Origin of the sequence: Falsiroseomonas frigidaquae, from assembly GCF_012163145.1 — a bacterium.
Taxonomy (GTDB): Bacteria; Pseudomonadota; Alphaproteobacteria; order Acetobacterales; family Acetobacteraceae; genus Falsiroseomonas; species Falsiroseomonas frigidaquae.
The window spans coordinates 135,400-153,354 of record NZ_JAAVTX010000005.1 but is presented as its reverse complement, the minus strand read 5'-3'; the positions used below and the strand labels follow the sequence as shown (position 1 = coordinate 153,354).

At 69.7% G+C, this 17,955-nt stretch carries 17 protein-coding genes and 1 tRNA gene; 15 read left to right on the top strand and 3 right to left on the bottom strand.

Annotated features, from left to right (window positions below; all coding sequences use genetic code 11):
* The first annotated feature begins 96 nt into the window (after positions 1-96).
* The 10 genes from HB662_RS16950 to HB662_RS16905 all read left to right on the top strand — a co-directional run bounded on the left by HB662_RS16950 (position 97) and on the right by HB662_RS16905 (position 9,174).
* Positions 97-618: a DUF3305 domain-containing protein gene (locus tag HB662_RS16950; RefSeq protein WP_168051011.1), complete on the top strand. Its 522-nt coding sequence runs from the start codon at positions 97-99 to the stop codon at positions 616-618.
* Positions 615-1,271, top strand: coding sequence for a DUF3306 domain-containing protein (locus tag HB662_RS16945; protein WP_168051010.1), 657 nt, complete (start codon positions 615-617; stop codon positions 1,269-1,271). The genes HB662_RS16950 and HB662_RS16945 overlap by 4 nt, the downstream gene beginning before the upstream one ends.
* Positions 1,272-1,357: 86 nt before the next feature.
* Positions 1,358-1,630 (top strand): hypothetical protein, encoded by a 273-nt coding sequence (locus HB662_RS16940; protein ID WP_168051009.1) that lies wholly within the window; start codon positions 1,358-1,360, stop codon positions 1,628-1,630.
* Positions 1,631-1,738: 108 nt separating this feature from the next.
* A complete protein-coding gene (locus HB662_RS16935; protein WP_342449528.1) occupies positions 1,739-2,359 on the top strand; it encodes a TorD/DmsD family molecular chaperone in 621 nt (206 codons plus the stop codon).
* A gap of 16 nt (positions 2,360-2,375) precedes the next feature.
* Positions 2,376-2,591 carry a twin-arginine translocation signal domain-containing protein gene (locus tag HB662_RS16930; RefSeq protein ID WP_168051008.1) on the top strand — a complete coding sequence of 72 codons (216 nt, stop codon included), beginning with the start codon at positions 2,376-2,378 and terminating at the stop codon, positions 2,589-2,591.
* Positions 2,592-2,609: 18 nt separating this feature from the next.
* Positions 2,610-5,534: a formate dehydrogenase subunit alpha gene (locus tag HB662_RS16925; protein ID WP_168051007.1), complete on the top strand. Its 2,925-nt coding sequence runs from the start codon at positions 2,610-2,612 to the stop codon at positions 5,532-5,534.
* Between the two features lie 2 nt (positions 5,535-5,536).
* Positions 5,537-6,133, top strand: a complete 597-nt coding sequence (fdh3B, locus tag HB662_RS16920; protein ID WP_168051006.1) for a formate dehydrogenase FDH3 subunit beta — start codon at positions 5,537-5,539, stop codon at positions 6,131-6,133.
* On the top strand, positions 6,130-7,332 hold the full coding sequence (locus HB662_RS16915; RefSeq protein ID WP_168051005.1) for a formate dehydrogenase subunit gamma: 1,203 nt from the start codon (positions 6,130-6,132) through the stop codon (positions 7,330-7,332). Before fdh3B ends, HB662_RS16915 begins: the two co-directional genes overlap by 4 nt.
* Positions 7,333-7,410: 78 nt before the next feature.
* Complete coding sequence (gene mobB, locus HB662_RS16910) at positions 7,411-7,914, top strand: molybdopterin-guanine dinucleotide biosynthesis protein B (protein WP_168051004.1); 504 nt, start codon at positions 7,411-7,413, stop codon at positions 7,912-7,914.
* A 12-nt stretch (positions 7,915-7,926) separates the two neighbouring features.
* Complete coding sequence (locus HB662_RS16905) at positions 7,927-9,174, top strand: molybdopterin molybdotransferase MoeA (protein WP_168051003.1); 1,248 nt, start codon at positions 7,927-7,929, stop codon at positions 9,172-9,174.
* 9 nt (positions 9,175-9,183) lie between these two features.
* Here the strand turns inward: HB662_RS16905 and HB662_RS16900 are convergent, their stop codons facing one another.
* The gene (locus HB662_RS16900; RefSeq protein WP_168051002.1) at positions 9,184-9,957 is read right to left on the bottom strand and encodes an SDR family NAD(P)-dependent oxidoreductase; all 774 of its coding nucleotides are present in this window, start codon (positions 9,955-9,957) and stop codon (positions 9,184-9,186) included.
* 267 nt (positions 9,958-10,224) lie between these two features.
* Between HB662_RS16900 and HB662_RS16895 the strand changes: the two genes are divergently transcribed.
* Together HB662_RS16895 and HB662_RS16890 are read left to right on the top strand one after the other, a co-directional pair.
* Positions 10,225-10,707, top strand: coding sequence for an ureidoglycolate lyase (locus HB662_RS16895; protein ID WP_168051001.1), 483 nt, complete (start codon positions 10,225-10,227; stop codon positions 10,705-10,707).
* A complete protein-coding gene (locus HB662_RS16890) occupies positions 10,704-11,627 on the top strand; it encodes a polysaccharide deacetylase family protein (RefSeq protein ID WP_168051000.1) in 924 nt (307 codons plus the stop codon). Before HB662_RS16895 ends, HB662_RS16890 begins: the two co-directional genes overlap by 4 nt.
* A 50-nt stretch (positions 11,628-11,677) precedes the next feature.
* On the opposite strand, the gene HB662_RS16885 is transcribed toward HB662_RS16890, so the two are convergent.
* On the bottom strand, positions 11,678-12,265 hold the full coding sequence (locus tag HB662_RS16885; RefSeq protein ID WP_168050999.1) for a TetR/AcrR family transcriptional regulator: 588 nt from the start codon (positions 12,263-12,265) through the stop codon (positions 11,678-11,680).
* Between the two features lie 193 nt (positions 12,266-12,458).
* Between HB662_RS16885 and HB662_RS16880 the strand changes: the two genes are divergently transcribed.
* From HB662_RS16880 to HB662_RS16870, 3 genes are all read left to right on the top strand, one after another.
* Positions 12,459-13,574 (top strand): efflux RND transporter periplasmic adaptor subunit, encoded by a 1,116-nt coding sequence (locus tag HB662_RS16880; RefSeq protein ID WP_168050998.1) that lies wholly within the window; start codon positions 12,459-12,461, stop codon positions 13,572-13,574.
* A gap of 26 nt (positions 13,575-13,600) precedes the next feature.
* On the top strand, positions 13,601-16,756 hold the full coding sequence (locus HB662_RS16875) for an efflux RND transporter permease subunit (protein ID WP_168050997.1): 3,156 nt from the start codon (positions 13,601-13,603) through the stop codon (positions 16,754-16,756).
* Positions 16,757-16,902: 146 nt separating this feature from the next.
* Positions 16,903-17,469, top strand: a complete 567-nt coding sequence (locus tag HB662_RS16870; protein WP_168050996.1) for a CAP domain-containing protein — start codon at positions 16,903-16,905, stop codon at positions 17,467-17,469.
* 120 nt (positions 17,470-17,589) lie between these two features.
* Here HB662_RS16870 and HB662_RS16865 read toward each other — a convergent pair.
* Positions 17,590-17,664, bottom strand: a tRNA-Gln gene (locus tag HB662_RS16865).
* Between the last annotated feature and the right edge of the window lie 291 nt (positions 17,665-17,955).

Sequence of the window (17,955 nt, the reverse complement as noted above, 5' to 3'; positions counted from 1 at the left end):
CACCGTGGAGCGGTGCGCATGACCCCCACCGTGGAGCGGTGCGCATGACCGCCACCGTGGAGCGGTGCGCATGACCCCCACCGCGGAGCGGTGCGCATGACCCGCGCGGTTAACCCGGACAGCCTGTTCATCCCGCTGGCCGTGCTGGTGGAACGCCGCCGCGGCGTGACCCGCTGGGCCGAATACGCCTGGCGCGCGATCGAGGTGCTGGAGGAGGCGCCGGACCTGCCGCCCTGGACCGTGCTGCGGGAGGAGGCGGGCCGCACCGTGTTCTTCGCCGGACGCGCGGAGGTGGCGCTGTACCCGACCGACACCGACAATTACCGCCACAACCTTGCCTCCGCGCAGCCGCTGGTCTGGGTGCTGCTGCGGCCGGCGGAGACCGTTTCCGGCTGGACGCTGCAGACCGTCACCGCCGATCCGGGGGAGGCGCATCTCTATGCCGATGTCGGGCAGGACTTGCTGGAATCGCTGCCCATGCCGCCGCGCCTGCATGCGGTGCTGCAGGAATTCGTCGCCCGGCATCACAAGGAACGCGGCTTCTGGAAGCGCAAGCGCGACCAGGCGGACCCGGAGGCCCTGGCACATCGCAGCCGCATCGCGGAGGGGGAGGAATGAGCGACGCGGAAGACGGCTTCCTCAGCCGCTGGTCCCGCCTGAAGCGCCGCCCAGAGCCTGAGGTCACGCCAGGGCCTGATGTCACGCCGGAGCCTGAAGTCACGCCGGGAGCGGACGCCATGGCGGAGGGCGGGTTCAAATCCCCCGCGCCACAGGCCTGCCCGATTCCCGGCGTGCCGGAAATCGACCTGTCGGCCCTGCCACGGATCGAGGATCTGACCGAATCCAGCGACTTCACCCTGTTCCTCCGCCCCGGCGTCCCGGCCGCGCTGCGCGGTGCGGCGCTGCGGCGGATGTGGTCGCTGGACCCGACGATCCGCGATTTCATCGGCCCCGCGGATTACGCCTGGGACTACAACAACCCGGCCGGCATGCCGCCCGGCTTTTCGCTGGATATCGGCGGCAAGCTGAAGGAATTGCTGGCCCAGGCGATCGGAGAGCGGCCGGAGGGGGAGGCACCACAGCCTGGTCCGTCCGTCGCCACCGCCGAAGAAGCGGCAGCGCCACAGCTGGCGGCCGAAGCTGACCACGATGCCGAATACGATGAGGGGGGCGAGGTGGCGTCGGTGCCGGACGCGCTGCAGCAGGCGGCGCTGCCGGCCGAGGACCCGCCGGTGCCGCGCCGCCGCCATGGCGGCGCCATGCCCGGCTGAACCGCCGGATTTCGTGCGCGGCCAATGGGTTGACCGGCGAAGCGCCGGGCGCGGTATTTGCCGCCTGGACACCGCAGGAACAGCCGATGAGCAGCGCTGAACTGGACCGCCTGGCCAGCGACCTGGTCGCCCATCCCGCATTGGTCGAGCGCCTGGCACCTTCCCTGCAGCCGGGCGCCGATCCGGTGGCGGCCGCCGCCGCCTTCCGCGCGGCGGGCTACGCCATCGACGCCGCGGAGCTTCCCGGCCCGCATGCCGCGCCGCGACCGCTGGACGAGGCGACGCTGGATCGCGTGGCCGGCGGCTTCATGCATCTCAGGACCACGGTCAGCCCCTTCGAGGACGGCCCTGGAGGGTAGATGAGAACGATTCTCAGTTAATAATCAAAGCCTTGCCTAAATCCGATCTTTGCGCTTCGCTGGTTTCCTTGCGGCGGGCGCATGTGGCTGGGGAGCTGCGCGACCGTCGTGGCGGACAAAGTCGGCGGGATGCAGGAAGAACAGGCGCAAGTGGTTCTCGACCCGGTGGATGCCGAGCGAGCGCGGTTGTTCGCGCTGCTGGGCCGCCTGCTGGGCGCGGCGCCCGATGCCGGCTTGTTGATCCGCATGCGGGCCCTGCGCGCCGAGACCGGCGAGCTTGGCGCGGCCTATGGCGCCCTCGCCGAAGCGGCCGGCCGGTGCCGGGCCGATGCGACCGAGCGGGAGTTCTTCAACCTGTTCATCGGGGTCGGGCGCGGTGAGCTGCTGCCCTATGCCAGCTACTACCTGACCGGCTTCCTGCATGAGCGGCCGCTCGCCGATCTGCGTGGTGATCTGGCGCGGCTCGGCATCCTGCGGGCCGAGGGCGTTGCGGAACCGGAAGACCATATCGCCTTCCTGTGCGAAGCCTATGCAGGGCTGTTGGCCGGCGCCTTTCCAGGCGAGCCGGACGCATCCCTGCCGTTCTTCACCCGTCACATCCGCCCCTGGGCCGCGCGCTTCTTCGCGGACCTGGAGAAGGCGGAGACGGCGGATTTCTATCGTGCGGTGGGGCGACTCGGTCGCCTTGCCGTGGAACTCGAGGCCGCGGCAGCGGATCTGCCGGCCTGATCGGGGGAGAGCCAAGATGAGCGAACAGGCAGCCGAAAAGCCCGTCCGCCGCGGTTTCCTGAAAGCGCTCGGCCTGGGTGCGGCCGTGGCCACGCCGGCCCTGGCGCAGCGCGCGGACAGCGTGCCGTCGCGCGAGGCCCGCAAGGAAAACGAGGCGCAGCGCCTGGCCGCACGGTACCAGCCGGATTCGGCGCATGTGCAGGCCTTCTATCGCACCAACCGTTACGAATAAGAACCGGGAGCACGCCAGATGCTGATCAAGCGCTCCGAAGGCAAGGCCGCGCGCCAGCGCCTTGCCGCCGCCTACCAGGGCCTTTCATCCGGCGGGCTGGACCGCCGCAGCTTCCTGCGCCAGGCGGGCTTCGCCGGGGCCGGGCTTGCGGCGCTCGGCTCGCTTGGGGCTTCGCGGGCGCAGGCGGCGCCGGGTGCCGCCATGGGCGTGCAGGACCACAGCATGCCGGTCCAGCGCATCAAGAACATCTGCACCCATTGCTCGGTCGGCTGCACCGTGACGGCGGAAGTGCAGAACGGCGTCTGGACCGGGCAGGAGCCGACCTGGGCCAGCCCGATCAACCGCGGCACGCATTGCGCCAAGGGCGCCTCGGTGCGTGAGCTGGTGCATGGCGACCGGCGCCTGAAATACCCGATGAAGCTGGTGGGCGGCCAGTGGCAGCGCCTGTCCTGGGACGTGGCGCTGAACGAAATCGCCGACAAGATGATGACGATCCGGCAGGATTCCGGACCGGACAGCATGTTCCTTCTCGGCAGCGCGAAGTTCTCGAACGAGGGCGCGTATCTGTTCCGGAAGTTCGCGGCGTTCTGGGGCACCAATTCGGTCGATCACCAGGCGCGCATCTGCCATTCCACCACCGTCGCCGGCGTGGCGAACACCTGGGGCTATGGCGCGCAGACCAATTCCTACAACGACATCCGCAATTCCAAGACCATGATCATCATGGGCGGGAATCCGGCGGAGGCGCATCCGGTTTCGCTCCAGCACGTGCTGTCGGGCAAGGAACGCAACCGCGCGAACCTGATCGTCATCGACCCGCGCTTCACCCGCACCGCGGCCCACGCCAATGAATTTGTCCGCATCCGGCCGGGCACGGACATCCCGATCATCTGGGGGATGCTGCACCACATCTTCGCCAATGGCTGGGAAGACAAGGACTTCATCGCCCAGCGCGTCTACGGCATGGACGAGATCCGCGCCGAATGCGCGAAGTGGACGCCGGAGGAAGTGCAGCGCGTCACCGGCGTGCCGGGCGCGCAGCTGAAGAAGGTGGCGGAGGCCTTCGCGACCCAGAAGCCGTCAACTCTGATCTGGTGCATGGGCGCCACGCAGAAGACGGTGGGCACCGCCAATGTGCGCGCCTTCTCCATCCTGCTGCTGGCCACCGGCAATGTCGGCAACAATGGCGGCGGCGCGAACATCTTCCGCGGCCATTGCAACGTGCAGGGCGCCACCGATTTCGGCCTCGATGTCACCTCGCTGCCGGCCTATTACGGCATTGACGAGAATGCCTGGCGGCATTGGTCGCGCGTCTGGAACGTGCGCTACGAAGACATGGTGCCGCGCTTCGACAGCCCGGCGATGATGGGCACGCCGGGCATCCCGACGACCCGCTACTTCGATGCCATCACGCTGCCGAAGGACCAGATCCAGCAGCGCGACCGGCTGCGTGGCATGCTGGTGGTCGGCCATGGCGGCAACACCGTCACCCGCATGCCTGAGGCGGTGAAGGGGCTGGAGGCGCTGGACCTGCTGGTGGTCGCGGACCCGCACCCCACCACCTTCGCGGTGCTGTCGAACCGCAAGGAAAACACCTACCTGCTGCCGGCCAGCACGCAGTTCGAATGCGACGGCAGCCGCACCGCCTCCAACCGGTCCCTGCAATGGGGCAGCCGCATCGTCGCGCCGCTGTTCGAATCGAAGACCGACTACGAGCTGATGTACCGCCTGGCCGGGGCGCTGGATGGCGCGGCGGAGCGCAAGGGCATGCCGATCCGCATCCAGGCGGAGATGTTCAAGCCCTACGAGATCCGCGACAACGCGCCGACCGCCGAGAGCATCCTGCGCGAGATCAACCGCGGCTCGATCAGCACCGGCTATTCCGGCCAGTCGCCGGAGCGGCTGAAGCTGCACATGGAACACCAGGACAAGTTCGACCTGGTGACCCTGCGCGGCGCCGCCGGCACGCCGGTGGAGAATGAATTCTACGGCCTGCCCTGGCCCTGCTGGGGCACGCCGGAGATGAAGCACCCCGGCACGCACGTCCTGTACAACACGAACCTGCATGTGAAGAACGGCGGCGGCACTTTTCGGGCCCGCTTCGGCGTGGAGCGGGAGGGCAAGACGCTGCTGGCGGAGGGCTCCTACTCCGTGGGTTCGGAGATCCAGGACGGCTACCCGGAATTCACCGTCGCCGTGCTGAAGCGCCTCGGCTGGTACGAGGAGCTGACGGAGGCCGAGCGCGGCTGGATCGAGAGCAACGGCGGCAACTTCTCCTGGGCCACCGACCTGTCCTGCGGCATCATCCGCGTGGCGATGGAGCATGGCTGCGTGCCCTACGGCAACGCCAAGGCGCGCGCCGTGGCGTGGAACCTGCCCGACCCTGTGCCGGTGCACCGCGAGCCGATCTACACGCCGCGCACCGACCTGATCGCGCAATATCCGACCCTGCCGGACCGCCGCGGATTCCGCCTGCCGCATCTCGGGCAATCCGTGCAGAACCGCAGCCACCAGGTTGCACCCGACTTCCCCATCATCCTCACCTCCGGCCGCCTGGTCGAATACGAGGGTGGCGGCGAGGAGACGCGCTCCAACAAGTGGCTGGCGGAGTTGCAGCAGGACATGTTCGTCGAGATCAACCCGGAGGATGCGGCTACCCGCAATATCCGCGACGGCCAGTTCGTCTGGGTGATGGGGCCGGAGAACAATTCCAAGGCGCGGGTGAAGGCGCTCGTGACGGAACGGGTCGGCCGTGGCGTGGCCTGGATGCCCTTCCACTTCGCCGGCTGGTTCATGGGCGAGGACCAGCGCAGCAAGTATCCGCAGGGCACCGACCCGATCGTGTTGGGTGAGAGCGTGAATGCGATCACCACCTATGGCTACGATCCGGTGACCTTCATGCAGGAAACCAAGGTCACGCTCTGCCAGATCAGGAGTGCCTAATCATGGCGCGCATGAAGTTCCTCTGTGACAGCGACCGCTGCATCGAATGCAACGCCTGCGTCACCGCCTGCAAGAACGAGCATGAGGTGCCCTGGGGCATCAACCGCCGCCGCGTCGTCACCATCAATGATGGCCGGCCCGGCGAGCGATCGATCTCCATGGCCTGCATGCACTGCACCGACGCGCCCTGCGCCGCGGTCTGTCCCGTCAGTTGTTTCTACACGACGGCGGATGCGATCGTGCTGCACGACAAGGACCTGTGCATCGGCTGCGGCTACTGCTTCTACGCCTGCCCGTTCGGGGCGCCGCAGTATCCGCGCGTCGGCAATTTCGGCGGCCGCGGCAAGATGGACAAATGCACCTACTGCGCCGGTGGGCCGCAGCAGGACAACACCATCGTCGAATACACGCAGTACGGCGCCAACCGCATCGCGGAGGGCAAGCTGCCGCTCTGCGCCGAGATGTGCAGCACGAAAGCGCTCCTTGCAGGAGACGGCGAGATGATCGCCACCATCTACCGCGAACGCGTGCAGGCCCGCGGCTACGGCGCCGGCGCCTGGGGTTGGCGCACCGCCTATCGCGAGACGGTGACGGTATGACCCGCAGCACCCCCACCCTTGCCTTGATGGCGCTGCTGCTCGCGGCGCCCGCCTTCGGGCAATCCCAGCCCGGCGCGCCCGCCGCCGGCGCCCCCGAGATCCAGGCGCCGGTGCCGGAAGTCGGTGCCGGGCGCGGCTCGCAGCCCGCCGGGCAGGTGCCGGAATCCACCGCGCAGGGCGATGCGCCCACCGGCACGCCGGCCCCTGCCGCGGCCGGGGCGGTGACCGCGCCACAGGCGCGCCAGCCTTCCAACGTACCGCCGACGCCGGCGCCCTTCAGTGACCGCGGCCAGCTTTCGGCCGAGGAGATGGAGCTTCAGGCGGCGTTGCGCGGAGAGCGTATCGGCGGCCGGATCACCATCCCGGACCGCCAGGCCGCCACGCTGATCCAGCCCGAGGGGCGGGACTGGCGGGAATTCCACAACCGTACGCTGACCTGGGTCGGCGGCGTGGCCGTGCTCGGCATGCTGGCGATCCTGCTGCTGTTCTTCCTGGCCAAGGGCCGGCTGACCACCGAGGCCGGCCCCGCCGGCCGCACCATCCAGCGCTTCAACCTGTTCGAGCGCGTGGCGCATTGGATGACGGCGAGCAGCTTCATCGTGCTCGGCCTGTCCGGCCTGAACCTCACCTTCGGCCGCTTCCTGCTGCTGCCGATCATCGGGCCGGAGGCGTTCACCGCGTTCAGCCTGTGGGGCAAGATCGCGCACAACTACCTGGCCTTCCCCTTCACCCTGGGCATCCTGCTGCTGTTCCTGATCTGGGTGAAGGACAACATCCCGAACAGGCTGGACCTGGTCTGGCTGAAGACGGGCGGTGGCTTCATCGGGCGGGAGCATCCGCAGGCCGGGCGCTTCAATGCCGGGCAGAAGATGGTGTTCTGGATCACCGTGATCGGCGGCACGCTGGTCGCCATCTCCGGCTATGTGCTGATCTTCCCCTTCACCGTCACCGACATGGCCGGGCAGCAGCTTGCCCACACCGTGCATGGCATCCTCTCGGTGCTCATGGTGGCCGCGATGCTGGCGCATATCTACATCGGCTCGATCGGCATGAAGGGCGCCTTCGACGCCATGGGTTCCGGCCAGGTGGATCTGAACTGGGCGAAGGAACACCATTCGATGTGGGTCGATGACGAACTGGCGAAGGCCCGTACCACCGTCGTCGGGCCGGCGGCCGCACGCCCGCTCGGCGCGGACTGAACCGTCCCACTTGCCCAACCGGGGCCGGCCGTGGTGAAGCCACGGCCGGCCCTTTCCATTTTCCGGGATCCCCTGACCTTGCGCCTGATCGGACTGGCCGGCTGGAGCGGCTCCGGCAAGACGACGCTGCTGACGCGCCTGATCCCGGAACTGACGGCCCGGGGCGTGGCGGTCTCCACGCTCAAGCACGCGCATCATGAATTCGACGTGGACCAGCCGGGCAAGGACAGCCACGCGCATCGCCAGGCCGGGGCGCGCCAGGTGCTGGTCTCCTCCTCCCGCCGCTGGGCGCTGATGACGGAACTGCGCGGCGCGGCGGAACCGGCCCTGCCGGATCTGCTGGCCCGCTTCGAGCCGGTGGATCTGGTGATCGTCGAGGGCTTCAAGCGCGACCCGCATCCGAAGATCGAGGTGTTCCGCGCCGCCAACGCCAAGCCCTGGCTGCATCCCGATGACCCCGCCATCATCGGCATCGCCGCCGATACCCCGCCGCCCGTCCCCGGCCTGCCGCATCTGCACCTGGACGATATCGGCGGCATCGCCGATCTGGTGCTGGCGCGGGCGATTCCGCTGCGCGGGTGAGGGGAGGCCGGCATGGCGCAGCTCAGCGACGATTGCTTCGCCTTCGGCGGACCCTTGATGTCCGTGGACGAGGCGCAGGCCCTGATCGCGGAGCGTGTCCCGCCGCTGCCAGGTTCGGAGCAAGCGGGGCTGCTGCAGGCGCTGGGCCGCGTGCTGGCGGAGGATCTGCGCGCCCCGCTGCCGCTGCCGCCCTTCTTCAACGCGGCGGTCGATGGCTATGCCTTCCGCCACATCGATCTTGCGGCTGCGGGCGAGACGCGGCTGCCGGTGGTGGCGCGGCTGCAGGCGGGCCAGGCCATGAACGGCATCGCCCCCGGCACCGCCATCCGCATCTTCACCGGCGCGCCGATGCCGGGTGGCGCCGATACGGTGATGATGCAGGAGGATGCGCGGGAGGAAGATGGCGCGGTGCTGCTCGTGCCGGGCCTGAAGCGCGGCGCCAATTGCCGCCCGGCCGGGGAGGATGTGGCGCAGGGCGCGGTGGCGCTGGAAGCCGGCCGCCGCCTGCTGCCGCAGGATATCGGCCTGGTCGCGGCGCTGGGCCTCACCAGCCTGGCGGTGCGGCGGCGGGTGCGGGTCGGCGTCTTCTCCACCGGCGATGAACTGGCCGAGCCGGGTACGGCGCTGGGCGCGGCGCGGACCTATGATTCCAACCGCTTCACTTTGCTGGCGCTGCTGGCCGGGCTGCCGGTGGAGGCCAGCGACCTCGGCATCCTGCCCGATGAGCCGGCCGCCACCGCCGCAGCGCTCACCGGCGCCGCGGCGACGCATGACCTGCTGCTGACCTCCGGCGGCGTCTCGACCGGGGAGGCCGACCACGTGAAGGCGGCGATCGAGCAGGGCGGTCGCCTGGTGTTCTGGCGCCTGGCGATCAAGCCGGGGCGGCCGGCGGCGATGGGGGTGATCGGCGGCACCCCGGTGGTGGGGCTGCCGGGCAATCCGGTGGCCGCCGTGGTCACCTTCCTGCACCTGGCGCGGCCGATGGTGCTGCGGCTGGCCGGCGCGCGGCCCGAGCCCCTGCCGCGCTTCCCGGCCGAGGCCGGCTTCGCCTACCGGAAGAAGGCCGGCCGGCGCGAATATGTGCGGGTGCGCCTGGTGGCAGGCGATGGCCTGCCGCGGGCGGAGAAATTTCCGCGCGAGGGTGCGGGGCTGCTGACCTCCCTGACCCAATCCGACGCGCTGGCCGAATTGCCGGAGGACGTCACGGTCGTCGGCCCCGGCGACCGCATCGTCGTGCTGCCGTTCCGCGGCGTCTTCTGACGGCGGCGCTCAATAGGCCATCCAGCCGCCATCCACCATCAGGTTGTGCCCGGTGATGTAGCTGGCCTCCTCGCTGGCCAGGAACAGCGCGGCGCTGGCGACGTCGCCGGGTCGGCCCAGGCGGGGCATCGGCGTGCGCGCCTTCGAGTAGTCCAGTGAATCGGAGCCCGGCCCGCCCAGCGGCTTGCCCGTCAGGATGCGGCCCGGCGCCACGGCGTTGCAGATGATGTGGTCCTCCGCATAATCCACCGCGACCTGGCGCGTGATGTAGACCGCGGCCGCCTTGCCGGTGCCGTAGGCGATCTTGCCCGGCGCGCAGACCATGCCGTGCTGGGAGGAGATGTTGACGATGCGCCCGCGCGCATCGCCGACCACGGGCTGCGTCAGGAATTGCTGGATCGCGCGCTTGCAGCCGAAGAACACGCCCTTCGCGTTCACCGCCATCACATGGTCCCAATCCGCCTCGCTCGTCTCCAGCAGCCTTGTGCCGCTGCCGAGCGTGGCGGCGTTGTTGACGATGACATCGAGCCTGCCGAATTCCGCCACGGTCTTCGTCACCAGCGCATCCACATCGTCCCATTTCGCCACGTCGCAGTGGTGGAAGCGCGCGGTGCCGCCGGCCTGCTCGATCAGGTCGCGTGTCGGCGCACCGCCTTCCTTCACATCCTCCGTCAGGTCGCCGATCGCGACCGTGGCGCCTTCGCGGGCGAACAGGATGGAAATGGCGCGGCCGATGCCCGACGCACCGCCGGTGACGACCACGACCTTGTCCTTCAGGCGCATCTGGCGATCTCTCCCTCATTCCGCGCTGCCGGCGGCATGCGACCGGTGTGCCAACCCGGAAGGGCAAGGTCCGGCCGGCCGGGGCAGGCCGCCGCGCCACCTTACGTGCAACCGCCGCCGAATCTTTCGGCAGAACGGCAACGGCGGCGCTTTTAGCCGCTCCACCGGCCGTTGTGACAGCGTGACCGCCTGCGTATTGAGCGACGGGTCCCCGCGAGGCAGGCTGATGTCCGGGCCACCCTTCCCGCCAACAGCCGAGGCCGCCGCATGCGCCTGATCGCGACACCCCTGACCAGCGAAGCCTTCGCCCCCTTCGGCGATGTGTTCTGCGCACCGCAGGCGCCCGGGCGCATCGCCAGCGACGCGGCGCTGTCCAACCGCCGGGCCACCGCCGCCCCCAGCCTGTCCTTCACCTGCAAGGTGCCCACGGCGCTGCCGATCTCCTCCACCACGATGGAGCGGCACCGCCATTCCTCGCAATCCTTTGTGCCGATGGATGCGGCGCGCTTCATCGCGATCGTCGCGCCGCATGGCGTGGATGGCGGGCCGGACATGGCGCGCGCACAGGCCTTCCTCGCGCAGCCAGGCCAGGGCGTGACCTATGGCGCCGATGTCTGGCACCACCCCTTCACCGTGATCGAGCGGCCCGGGCGCTTCGCGGTGTTCATGTGGAAGGACGGCACCGCGGCGGATGAGGAATTCGTCCAGGTCGCGCCCTTCGAAGTCGATCTCAGTGGAGACCCTGCATGACCTACGAGGTGAAGCGCGACTACATCGGCTACGGCGGCAATCCGCCCGATCCGCAATGGCCGGGCGGCGCGCGGCTCGCGGTGAATTTCGTCATCAACTACGAGGAAGGCTCCGAGCCCTCCGTGCAGGATGGCGAGGGCTATACGGAAAACGGCCATACCGAATCGCACGGCACGACGCCGGTGCCGAAGGGTCGTGACCTGGCAGCCGAAGGGATGTTCGAATATGGCAGCCGCGTCGGCTTCTGGCGGCTGCACCGGCTGTTCCAGGAACGCGGCCTGCCGGTGACGATCTTCGCCTGCGCGCTGGCGCTGGAACGCAACCCGGAAGCCGCCGCCGCCATCCGGGATGCGGGCTACGACATCTGCTGCCATGGCTGGCGCTGGGTGAAGCACTATGAGCTGACCGAGGCGGAGGAACGCGAGCATATCGCGCGCGCCGTCACCAGCCTGGAACGTACGCTCGGCCAGAAGCCGGATGGCTGGTACTGCCGCTACGGACCCTCGGTGAATACGCGCCGCCTGGTCACCGAACATGGCGGCTTCCTGTACGACAGCGACTATTACGGCGAGGAACTGCCCTTTTGGGTCACGGTGGAAGGGCAGGGGCGGCTGGTGGTGCCCTATTCGCTGACCAACAATGACGGCAAGTACAACAGCGTCACCGGCACCGCGGAGCAGTGGTTCAGCTTCGTGCGCGATGCCTTCGACACGCTGTACGAGGAAGGCGCGCGAACGCCGAAGATGATGTCGGTGGGCCTGCACATGCGGCTGATCGGCCACCCGGCGCGCGCCGCCGGGCTGCGGCGGTTGCTCGACTACATGATGCAGCGCCGCGATGTCTGGATCGCGCGGCGCGTGGACATCGCGAAGCACTGGACGGCGACGCACCCCTATCCGGGCAAGGGCCTCAACGAGTAGAGCCGGGCCCAGGCCCGCTTGGGCGCACCGAGGGCGGCGCTGAGGAAGCCTCAGCCGCCCTGTGGCAGCGCGTCGCGCAGCAGCGCCTCGGCGCCCTGCCGCGCCACCTGGCCAGCCCGCTCCGGCCCGAGATAGGGCAGGCTGGCCCAGGCGCCGTCCATCAGCATGGACAGGCCGTCGCCCAGCAGGCCGGGTTCCGCCGCGCCGGCCTGCCGGGCGAGTTCGACCAGCCCATCCCGCATGCGGGCCTTCTGCGCCGCCACCCATTGATGGGTCGGGTGGTCGCGGTCGGGGAACTCCGCCTGCGCCAGCAGCAGCGGGCAACCGCGGTACTCGGCGTCGGACAGCTTGTGCACCATCGCGGTGACCAGCGCCCGCAGCTTGTCCCCGGGGGTGGCACAGGCCTGCGTCACCTCCAGCACCCATTGGTCGTAACAGGCTGAATCCTGGCTGAGCACGGCCGCCACCAGCGCATCCTTGCTCGGATAGCTGCGGTACAGGCTCATCTTCGTCGCATCGGCCACCCGGCAGACCTCCTCGATCCCCGTGGCGCGGATGCCCTGGCGGTAGAACAGATCCTTCGCCGCCGCCTGGATGCGCTCGGCAGCCTTCGGACGATCGGCGGGCACGGTGGACATGGCGGCGGAACCTCCTTTTCGCTGCGCTGCAGCAGCGGCACCTCTTGATGATACCGACCGGTCACTTACCTAGGGATGAACCGGTCGGTATCATTCGGCCCCGGAGATTGTCATGGCGACCCCTTTAAACAAGTCCCTGCAGCCTGCAAGTCACGGAAATATATGGTCGGAATGGTTGCGTCGGGCGCTTCCGATGCCTGCTGCGGCGCTGCTTGCGGTCAGCCTGGCGGGGGAGGTTGCAGCCCAGCCGGCCCCGCCGCCGGTCACCGTCGCCACCCCGCTCGCCCGCTCCGTCACGCAATGGGATGAATACACCGGGCGGATCGAGGCCTCGGCCCGCGTCGAGATCCGCCCGCGCGTGTCCGGGCAGGTCACCCAGGTGCATTTCCGCGACGGCGCCGTGGTGCCGGAGGGGGCGTTGCTGTTCACCCTGGACCAGCGCCCCTTCGAGATCGCCGTCGAGAGCGCCCGCGCCGAGGTTGCCCGCAACGAGGCACGGCTGACCCTGGCGCAGCAGCAGTTGCGGCGCTTCGCCGGCCTTACCGCCCAGCGCATCGCCCCCGAGGCCGAGCAGGACACCCGCCGCAGCGCGCTGCGCGAGGCGCAGGCCGGCCTCGCCGCGAGCCAGGCGGCACTCCGCCAGGCGGAGCTGGAAATGGAATTCACCGAAATCCGCGCCCCGCGGCCCGGCCGGGTCAGCGACCGCCGCGTCGATGCCGGGAACCTTGTGCAGCAGGGCGAGACGCTGCTGACCACGCTGGTGGCGCTGGACCCGGTCTATGTCAGCTTCGACGCCAGCGAGGCGCAGTACCTGCGCTACGCCCGCGCCGCCCGCGGCACCCTCCGGACCGCCCGTGGCGAGGCTGGCGCGCAGGTCCAGCTTCGGCTCCTCGACGAGGGCGAGTTTGGGCATGAGGGCCGCGTCGATTTCGTCGACAGCACCTTCGACCCGCGCAGCGGCACCATCCGCGGGCGCGCCGCCATCGCGAACCCCGAGCTGTTCCTGACCCCCGGCAGCTTCGCCCGGCTGCGCCTGTTCGCCGGGGAGGTGGCCTCGCTGATGGTGCCGGATGCCGCCGTGGTGGCGGACCAGTCCGGCCGCATGGTGCTGACCGTGGCGGCGGACGGCACGGTGGCGCCGCGCCCGGTGCAACTCGGACCGCTGGTCGACGGGCTGCGCGTGGTGCGCGCGGGGCTGGGTGCGGAGGACCGCGTCATCATCGGCGGCCTGCACCGCGCCCGACCCGGAACGCGGGTGACCGCCCAGCAGGGCCGCATCGGCACCGGCCCGCTCGCCTCCGCCCGCTGAAGCCGGCTTAGCAAAGGTCCCGCGCCATGCGCCTCGCCCGCTTCTTCATCGATCGCCCGGTCTTCGCCGCGGTGATCTCCATCGCCCTCGTCCTGGTCGGCGCCATCGCGGCGCTGCGCCTGCCGGTGGCCGAATACCCCGACATCGCGCCGCCCACCGTGCAGATCACGGCGACCTATCCCGGCGCTTCCGCCGAGACCATCGCGCAGACCGTCGCCGGCCCCATCGAGCAGGAGGTGAACGGCGTCGACGGCATGCTGTACCTTTCCTCCCAGGCCACCGGCGATGGCCGGCTCGCCATCAGCGTGGTGTTCCGCCAGGGCGTCGATGTCGACCAGGCGCAGGTGCTGGTGCAGAACCGCGTGGCGGTGGCCGAGCCGCGATTGCCGGAGGAGGTGCGCCGCCTCGGCATCACGGTGCGCAAGGCCTCGCCCGACCTGCTGATGGTCGTGCACATGACCTCCCCGGATGCCAGCCGCAGCGCAGAATACGTCTCCAACTACGCGACGCTCGCGATCAAGCACCGGCTGTCACGCATCGAGGGCATTGGCGACGCGCAGGTTTTTGGCGCACGCGATTACGCCATGCGGGTGTGGCTTGATCCGGACCGCGTCGCGGCCCGCGGACTGGCGCCGGGCGAGGTGGTGCAGGCGCTGCAGCGCGCCAATGCCCAGGTCGCGGCCGGCGCCATCGGCCAGGCTCCGCGCGCCGATGGCGCCGGTGCCTTCGAGACCAGCGTGCAGGCGCAGGGCCGGCTGGAGACGCCCGAGCAATTCGATGAGCAGGTGATCGCCACCGGGAACGGCGGCGCGCCGGTGCGGCTGCGCGACGTCGCGCGGACGGAGATCGGTGCGGCGGATTATTCGGTGAACGCGCTGCTGAACAACCAGATCGCCACCGCCATCGTCATTTTCCAGCGGCCCGGCAGCAACGCGCTGGAAACCGCCGCCGCCGTCCGGGCGACGATGGAGGAGGCGGCCCGCAGCTTCCCGCCCGGCATCGGCTGGAGCGTGGTCTACGACCCCACCCGGTTCATCGCGCAGAGCATGGAAGCCGTGCTGCACACCTTCGCGGAGGCCGTGCTGCTGGTGGTGCTGGTGGTGATCCTGTTCCTGCAGAACTGGCGCGCGGCGGTAATTCCGCTGCTGGCCATCCCGGTCTCCATCATCGGCACCTTCGCCGTGCTGCTGATGCTGGGCTTCACGCTGAACACGCTGACCATGTTCGGCCTGATCCTCGCCATCGGCATCGTCGTCGATGACGCCATCGTGGTGGTGGAGAATGTCGAGCGCCACATGGCGGATGGCCTGTCGCCGCTGGAGGCGACGCGGCGCACCATGGACGAGGTCGGCTTCGCGCTGATCGCCATCGCCCTGGTGCTGGTCGCGGTCTTCGTGCCGACCGCCTTCATCACCGGCATCTCCGGCACCTTCTACAGGCAGTTCGCGGTGACGATCTCGGTCGCCACGCTGCTATCCGCGCTGGTGTCCCTGACCTTGTCGCCGGCGCTGGCGGCGCTGCTGCTGAAGCCGCACGGCCACAGCAAGCCGCGCGGCTTGCTGGCGCCGGTCGGGCTGTTCTTCCGCGGCTTCAACTGGGTGTTCGACCGGCTGTCGCTCGGCTATGGCGGGCTGACGCGCCGGCTGGTGCGGCTGCCGGTGATCCTGCTGCTGCTGTATGCCGGGCTGCTGGCCGCCACGGGCCATTCCGTGCTGACCACGCCGACCGGCCTGATCCCGCAGCTCGACCGCGGCTATTTCATCGCCGCCTTCCAGCTGCCGCCAGGCTCCAGCCTGAGCCGCACGGATGCGGTGGTGCGTCGCGCCTCCGACACCATCCTGGCAACCCCGGGCGTCGAGAGCGCCGTGGCCTTCGTCGGCTTCGACGGCGCCACCTTCACCAACGCGCCGAATACCGGCGTGGTCTTCGCCAGCCTGAAGCCGTTCGAGGAACGCGCCGCGCTGGGCGTGACCGGCAACAGCATCCTGGCCGATCTGCAGGGCCGTCTGATGGGTGAATCGGACGCCCAGGTGCTGGTGCTGCCGCCACCCTCCGTGCCCGGCATCGGCACCGGCGGCGGTTTCAAGCTGATGATCCAGGACCGCGCCGGCCGCGGCCCGCAGGCGCTGGAGCAGGCGACGCATCAGGTGCTGGCGGCGGCCAATGGCGCCCCCGGCATCGCCTTCGCCTTCAGCCTGTTCAACACCGCCACGCCGCAGATCCGCGCCGAGATCGACCGCACCCGGGCCGAGATGCTGGGCGTGCCGATCTCCCGCGTGCATGAGGCGATGGGCATCTACATGGGCTCCGCCTTCGTCAACGACTTCAACCTGCTCGGCCGCACCTGGCGCGTGACGGCGCAGGCGGACATGCAGCACCGCATGGGGGTGGAGGACATCGCCCGGCTGCGCACCCGCAGCGATACGGGTGGCATGGTGCCGCTGGGCAGCATCGCCACCTTCCACGAGACCTCCGGCCCCTATCGCGTGCCGCGCTACAATCTGTTCCCGGCGGCGGAGGTGCAGGGCGCGGCGCTGCCCGGCATCTCCACCGGCCAGGCCATCGCGGCGATGGAGGAGGTGCTGCGCACCAGCCTGCCGGAGGGCTTCTCCTATGAATGGACCGAGCTGGCGCTGCAGGAACGCATTGCCGGCAACACCGCGCCGATCGCCTTCGGCATGGCTGTGGTCTTCGTCTTCCTGGTGCTGGCGGCGATGTATGAAAGCTGGCTGCTGCCGCTGGCGGTGGTGATGATCGCGCCGATGTCGGTGCTGGCGGCGCTGCTCGGCGTCGGCTTCTCCGGCCTCGACAACAACGTGCTGGTGCAGGTCGGGCTGGTGGTGCTGGTCGGGCTGGCGGCGAAGAACGCGATCCTGATCGTGGAATTCGCGCGGGCTGCGGAGCTGGCCGGCGCGACGCGGTGGGAGGCTGCCGCGGCGGCGGCGCAGACCCGGCTGCGACCGATCCTGATGACCAGCCTGGCCTTCATCCTCGGCGTGCTGCCGCTGACGGTGGCGACCGGCGCGGGCGCGGAGATGCGGCAGAGCCTCGGCATCGCGGTGTTCTACGGGATGCTGGGCGTGACGCTGTTCGGCCTGCTGTTCACGCCATTGTTCTATGTGGTGGCGCGCGCCATGGCGCGCCGCCAGGCCACCCCTGCCGCCGCGCCCGTGACGGCCTGAGAGGCTTTGCCGGCGCAGCATTCTCAAGCCTCGCGGCTTCGCGAGGCGCCTCGGAAAATGCGTGGGAACGAATGGATGGAGCCGTTTCGCCGTCTCCGCTTTCGATGAAACGGCTCTAGCATGGCCAGGCACAGGGAGGATCCTCGATGCCTGACCACTACCGGTTTCCCCGTCGCGGCCTGCGTCATGCGCTGCTGTCGCTTCCGGTCCTGGCCGGGGTTGCGTTGCTCGGTGCATCCCCCGTCCTGGCAGCCGAGCCGTCGAATATGGCGGCGCTGCGCGCGCAGGCGCTGGAGTTGGTGAACCGGTCCCGCGCGGCGCAGGACCTCGATCCGCTGCGCCCGGGGGAGAACCTGGACGAAGCCGCCCAGGCGCATGCGGCGGACATGCTGCGGCGGGATTATTTCGCGCATGAGGCGCCGGACGGCAGTTCCGTCCGCGACCGCTACATCGAGGCCGGCGGGGCGCCGCCCGGGCTGATCGCGGAGAATATCGGCCGCTGCACGGGCTGCGGGCCGCAGGTCGAGGCGGCGCGCATCCGGCGCTTCCATGAAGGCTTCATGGCCAGCACCGGGCACCGCGAGAACATCTTGCGGCGCGGGCTGGATCGCTTCGGCTTCGGGGTGGCGGTGCAGGGCGGCCAGATCGCCGTGGTGCAGACCTTCGCCGGTCCCGGCCCGGATCGGCCCCGGACCGGAGTGCGGCAACGCTAGAGCCCTTTCACCGAAAGCGAAGACGGCGAAACGGCTCTAGCTTGTTGTTCCAACGCATTTTCCGACTCGCCGTGCGAAGCTGCAAGGCTTGAAAATGCTTGTGCAGCGGGATCCGTGATCTGGTTGGGGCGCCAGGATTCGAACCTGGGAATGGCGGTACCAAAAACCGCTGCCTTACCACTTGGCGACGCCCCAATCCTGCATGTCGCGGGACGGCGCATCGGGTAGCGCAGCCGGCGGCCGGCTGCAACCGCCCCAGGCGTCGCGAAATCGATCCCGGGATTCACCGCCGCTTCATCGCCCGCTGCCAGGATGCCGCCACGGGGCCTGCCGGCGCGGGCCCTGCCTCCAGGCCCCGCAACATGCGGAGGGCCGGCACCGGGTGACCCCTCGGCCGCAAAAGCGGCCCTGGGCGACGCCGCGGGCCAATGCGCCGGGTGTTCCGGACCACGCGCCATGTGCTGGCTTTGCCGGTCCCAGGGTGGG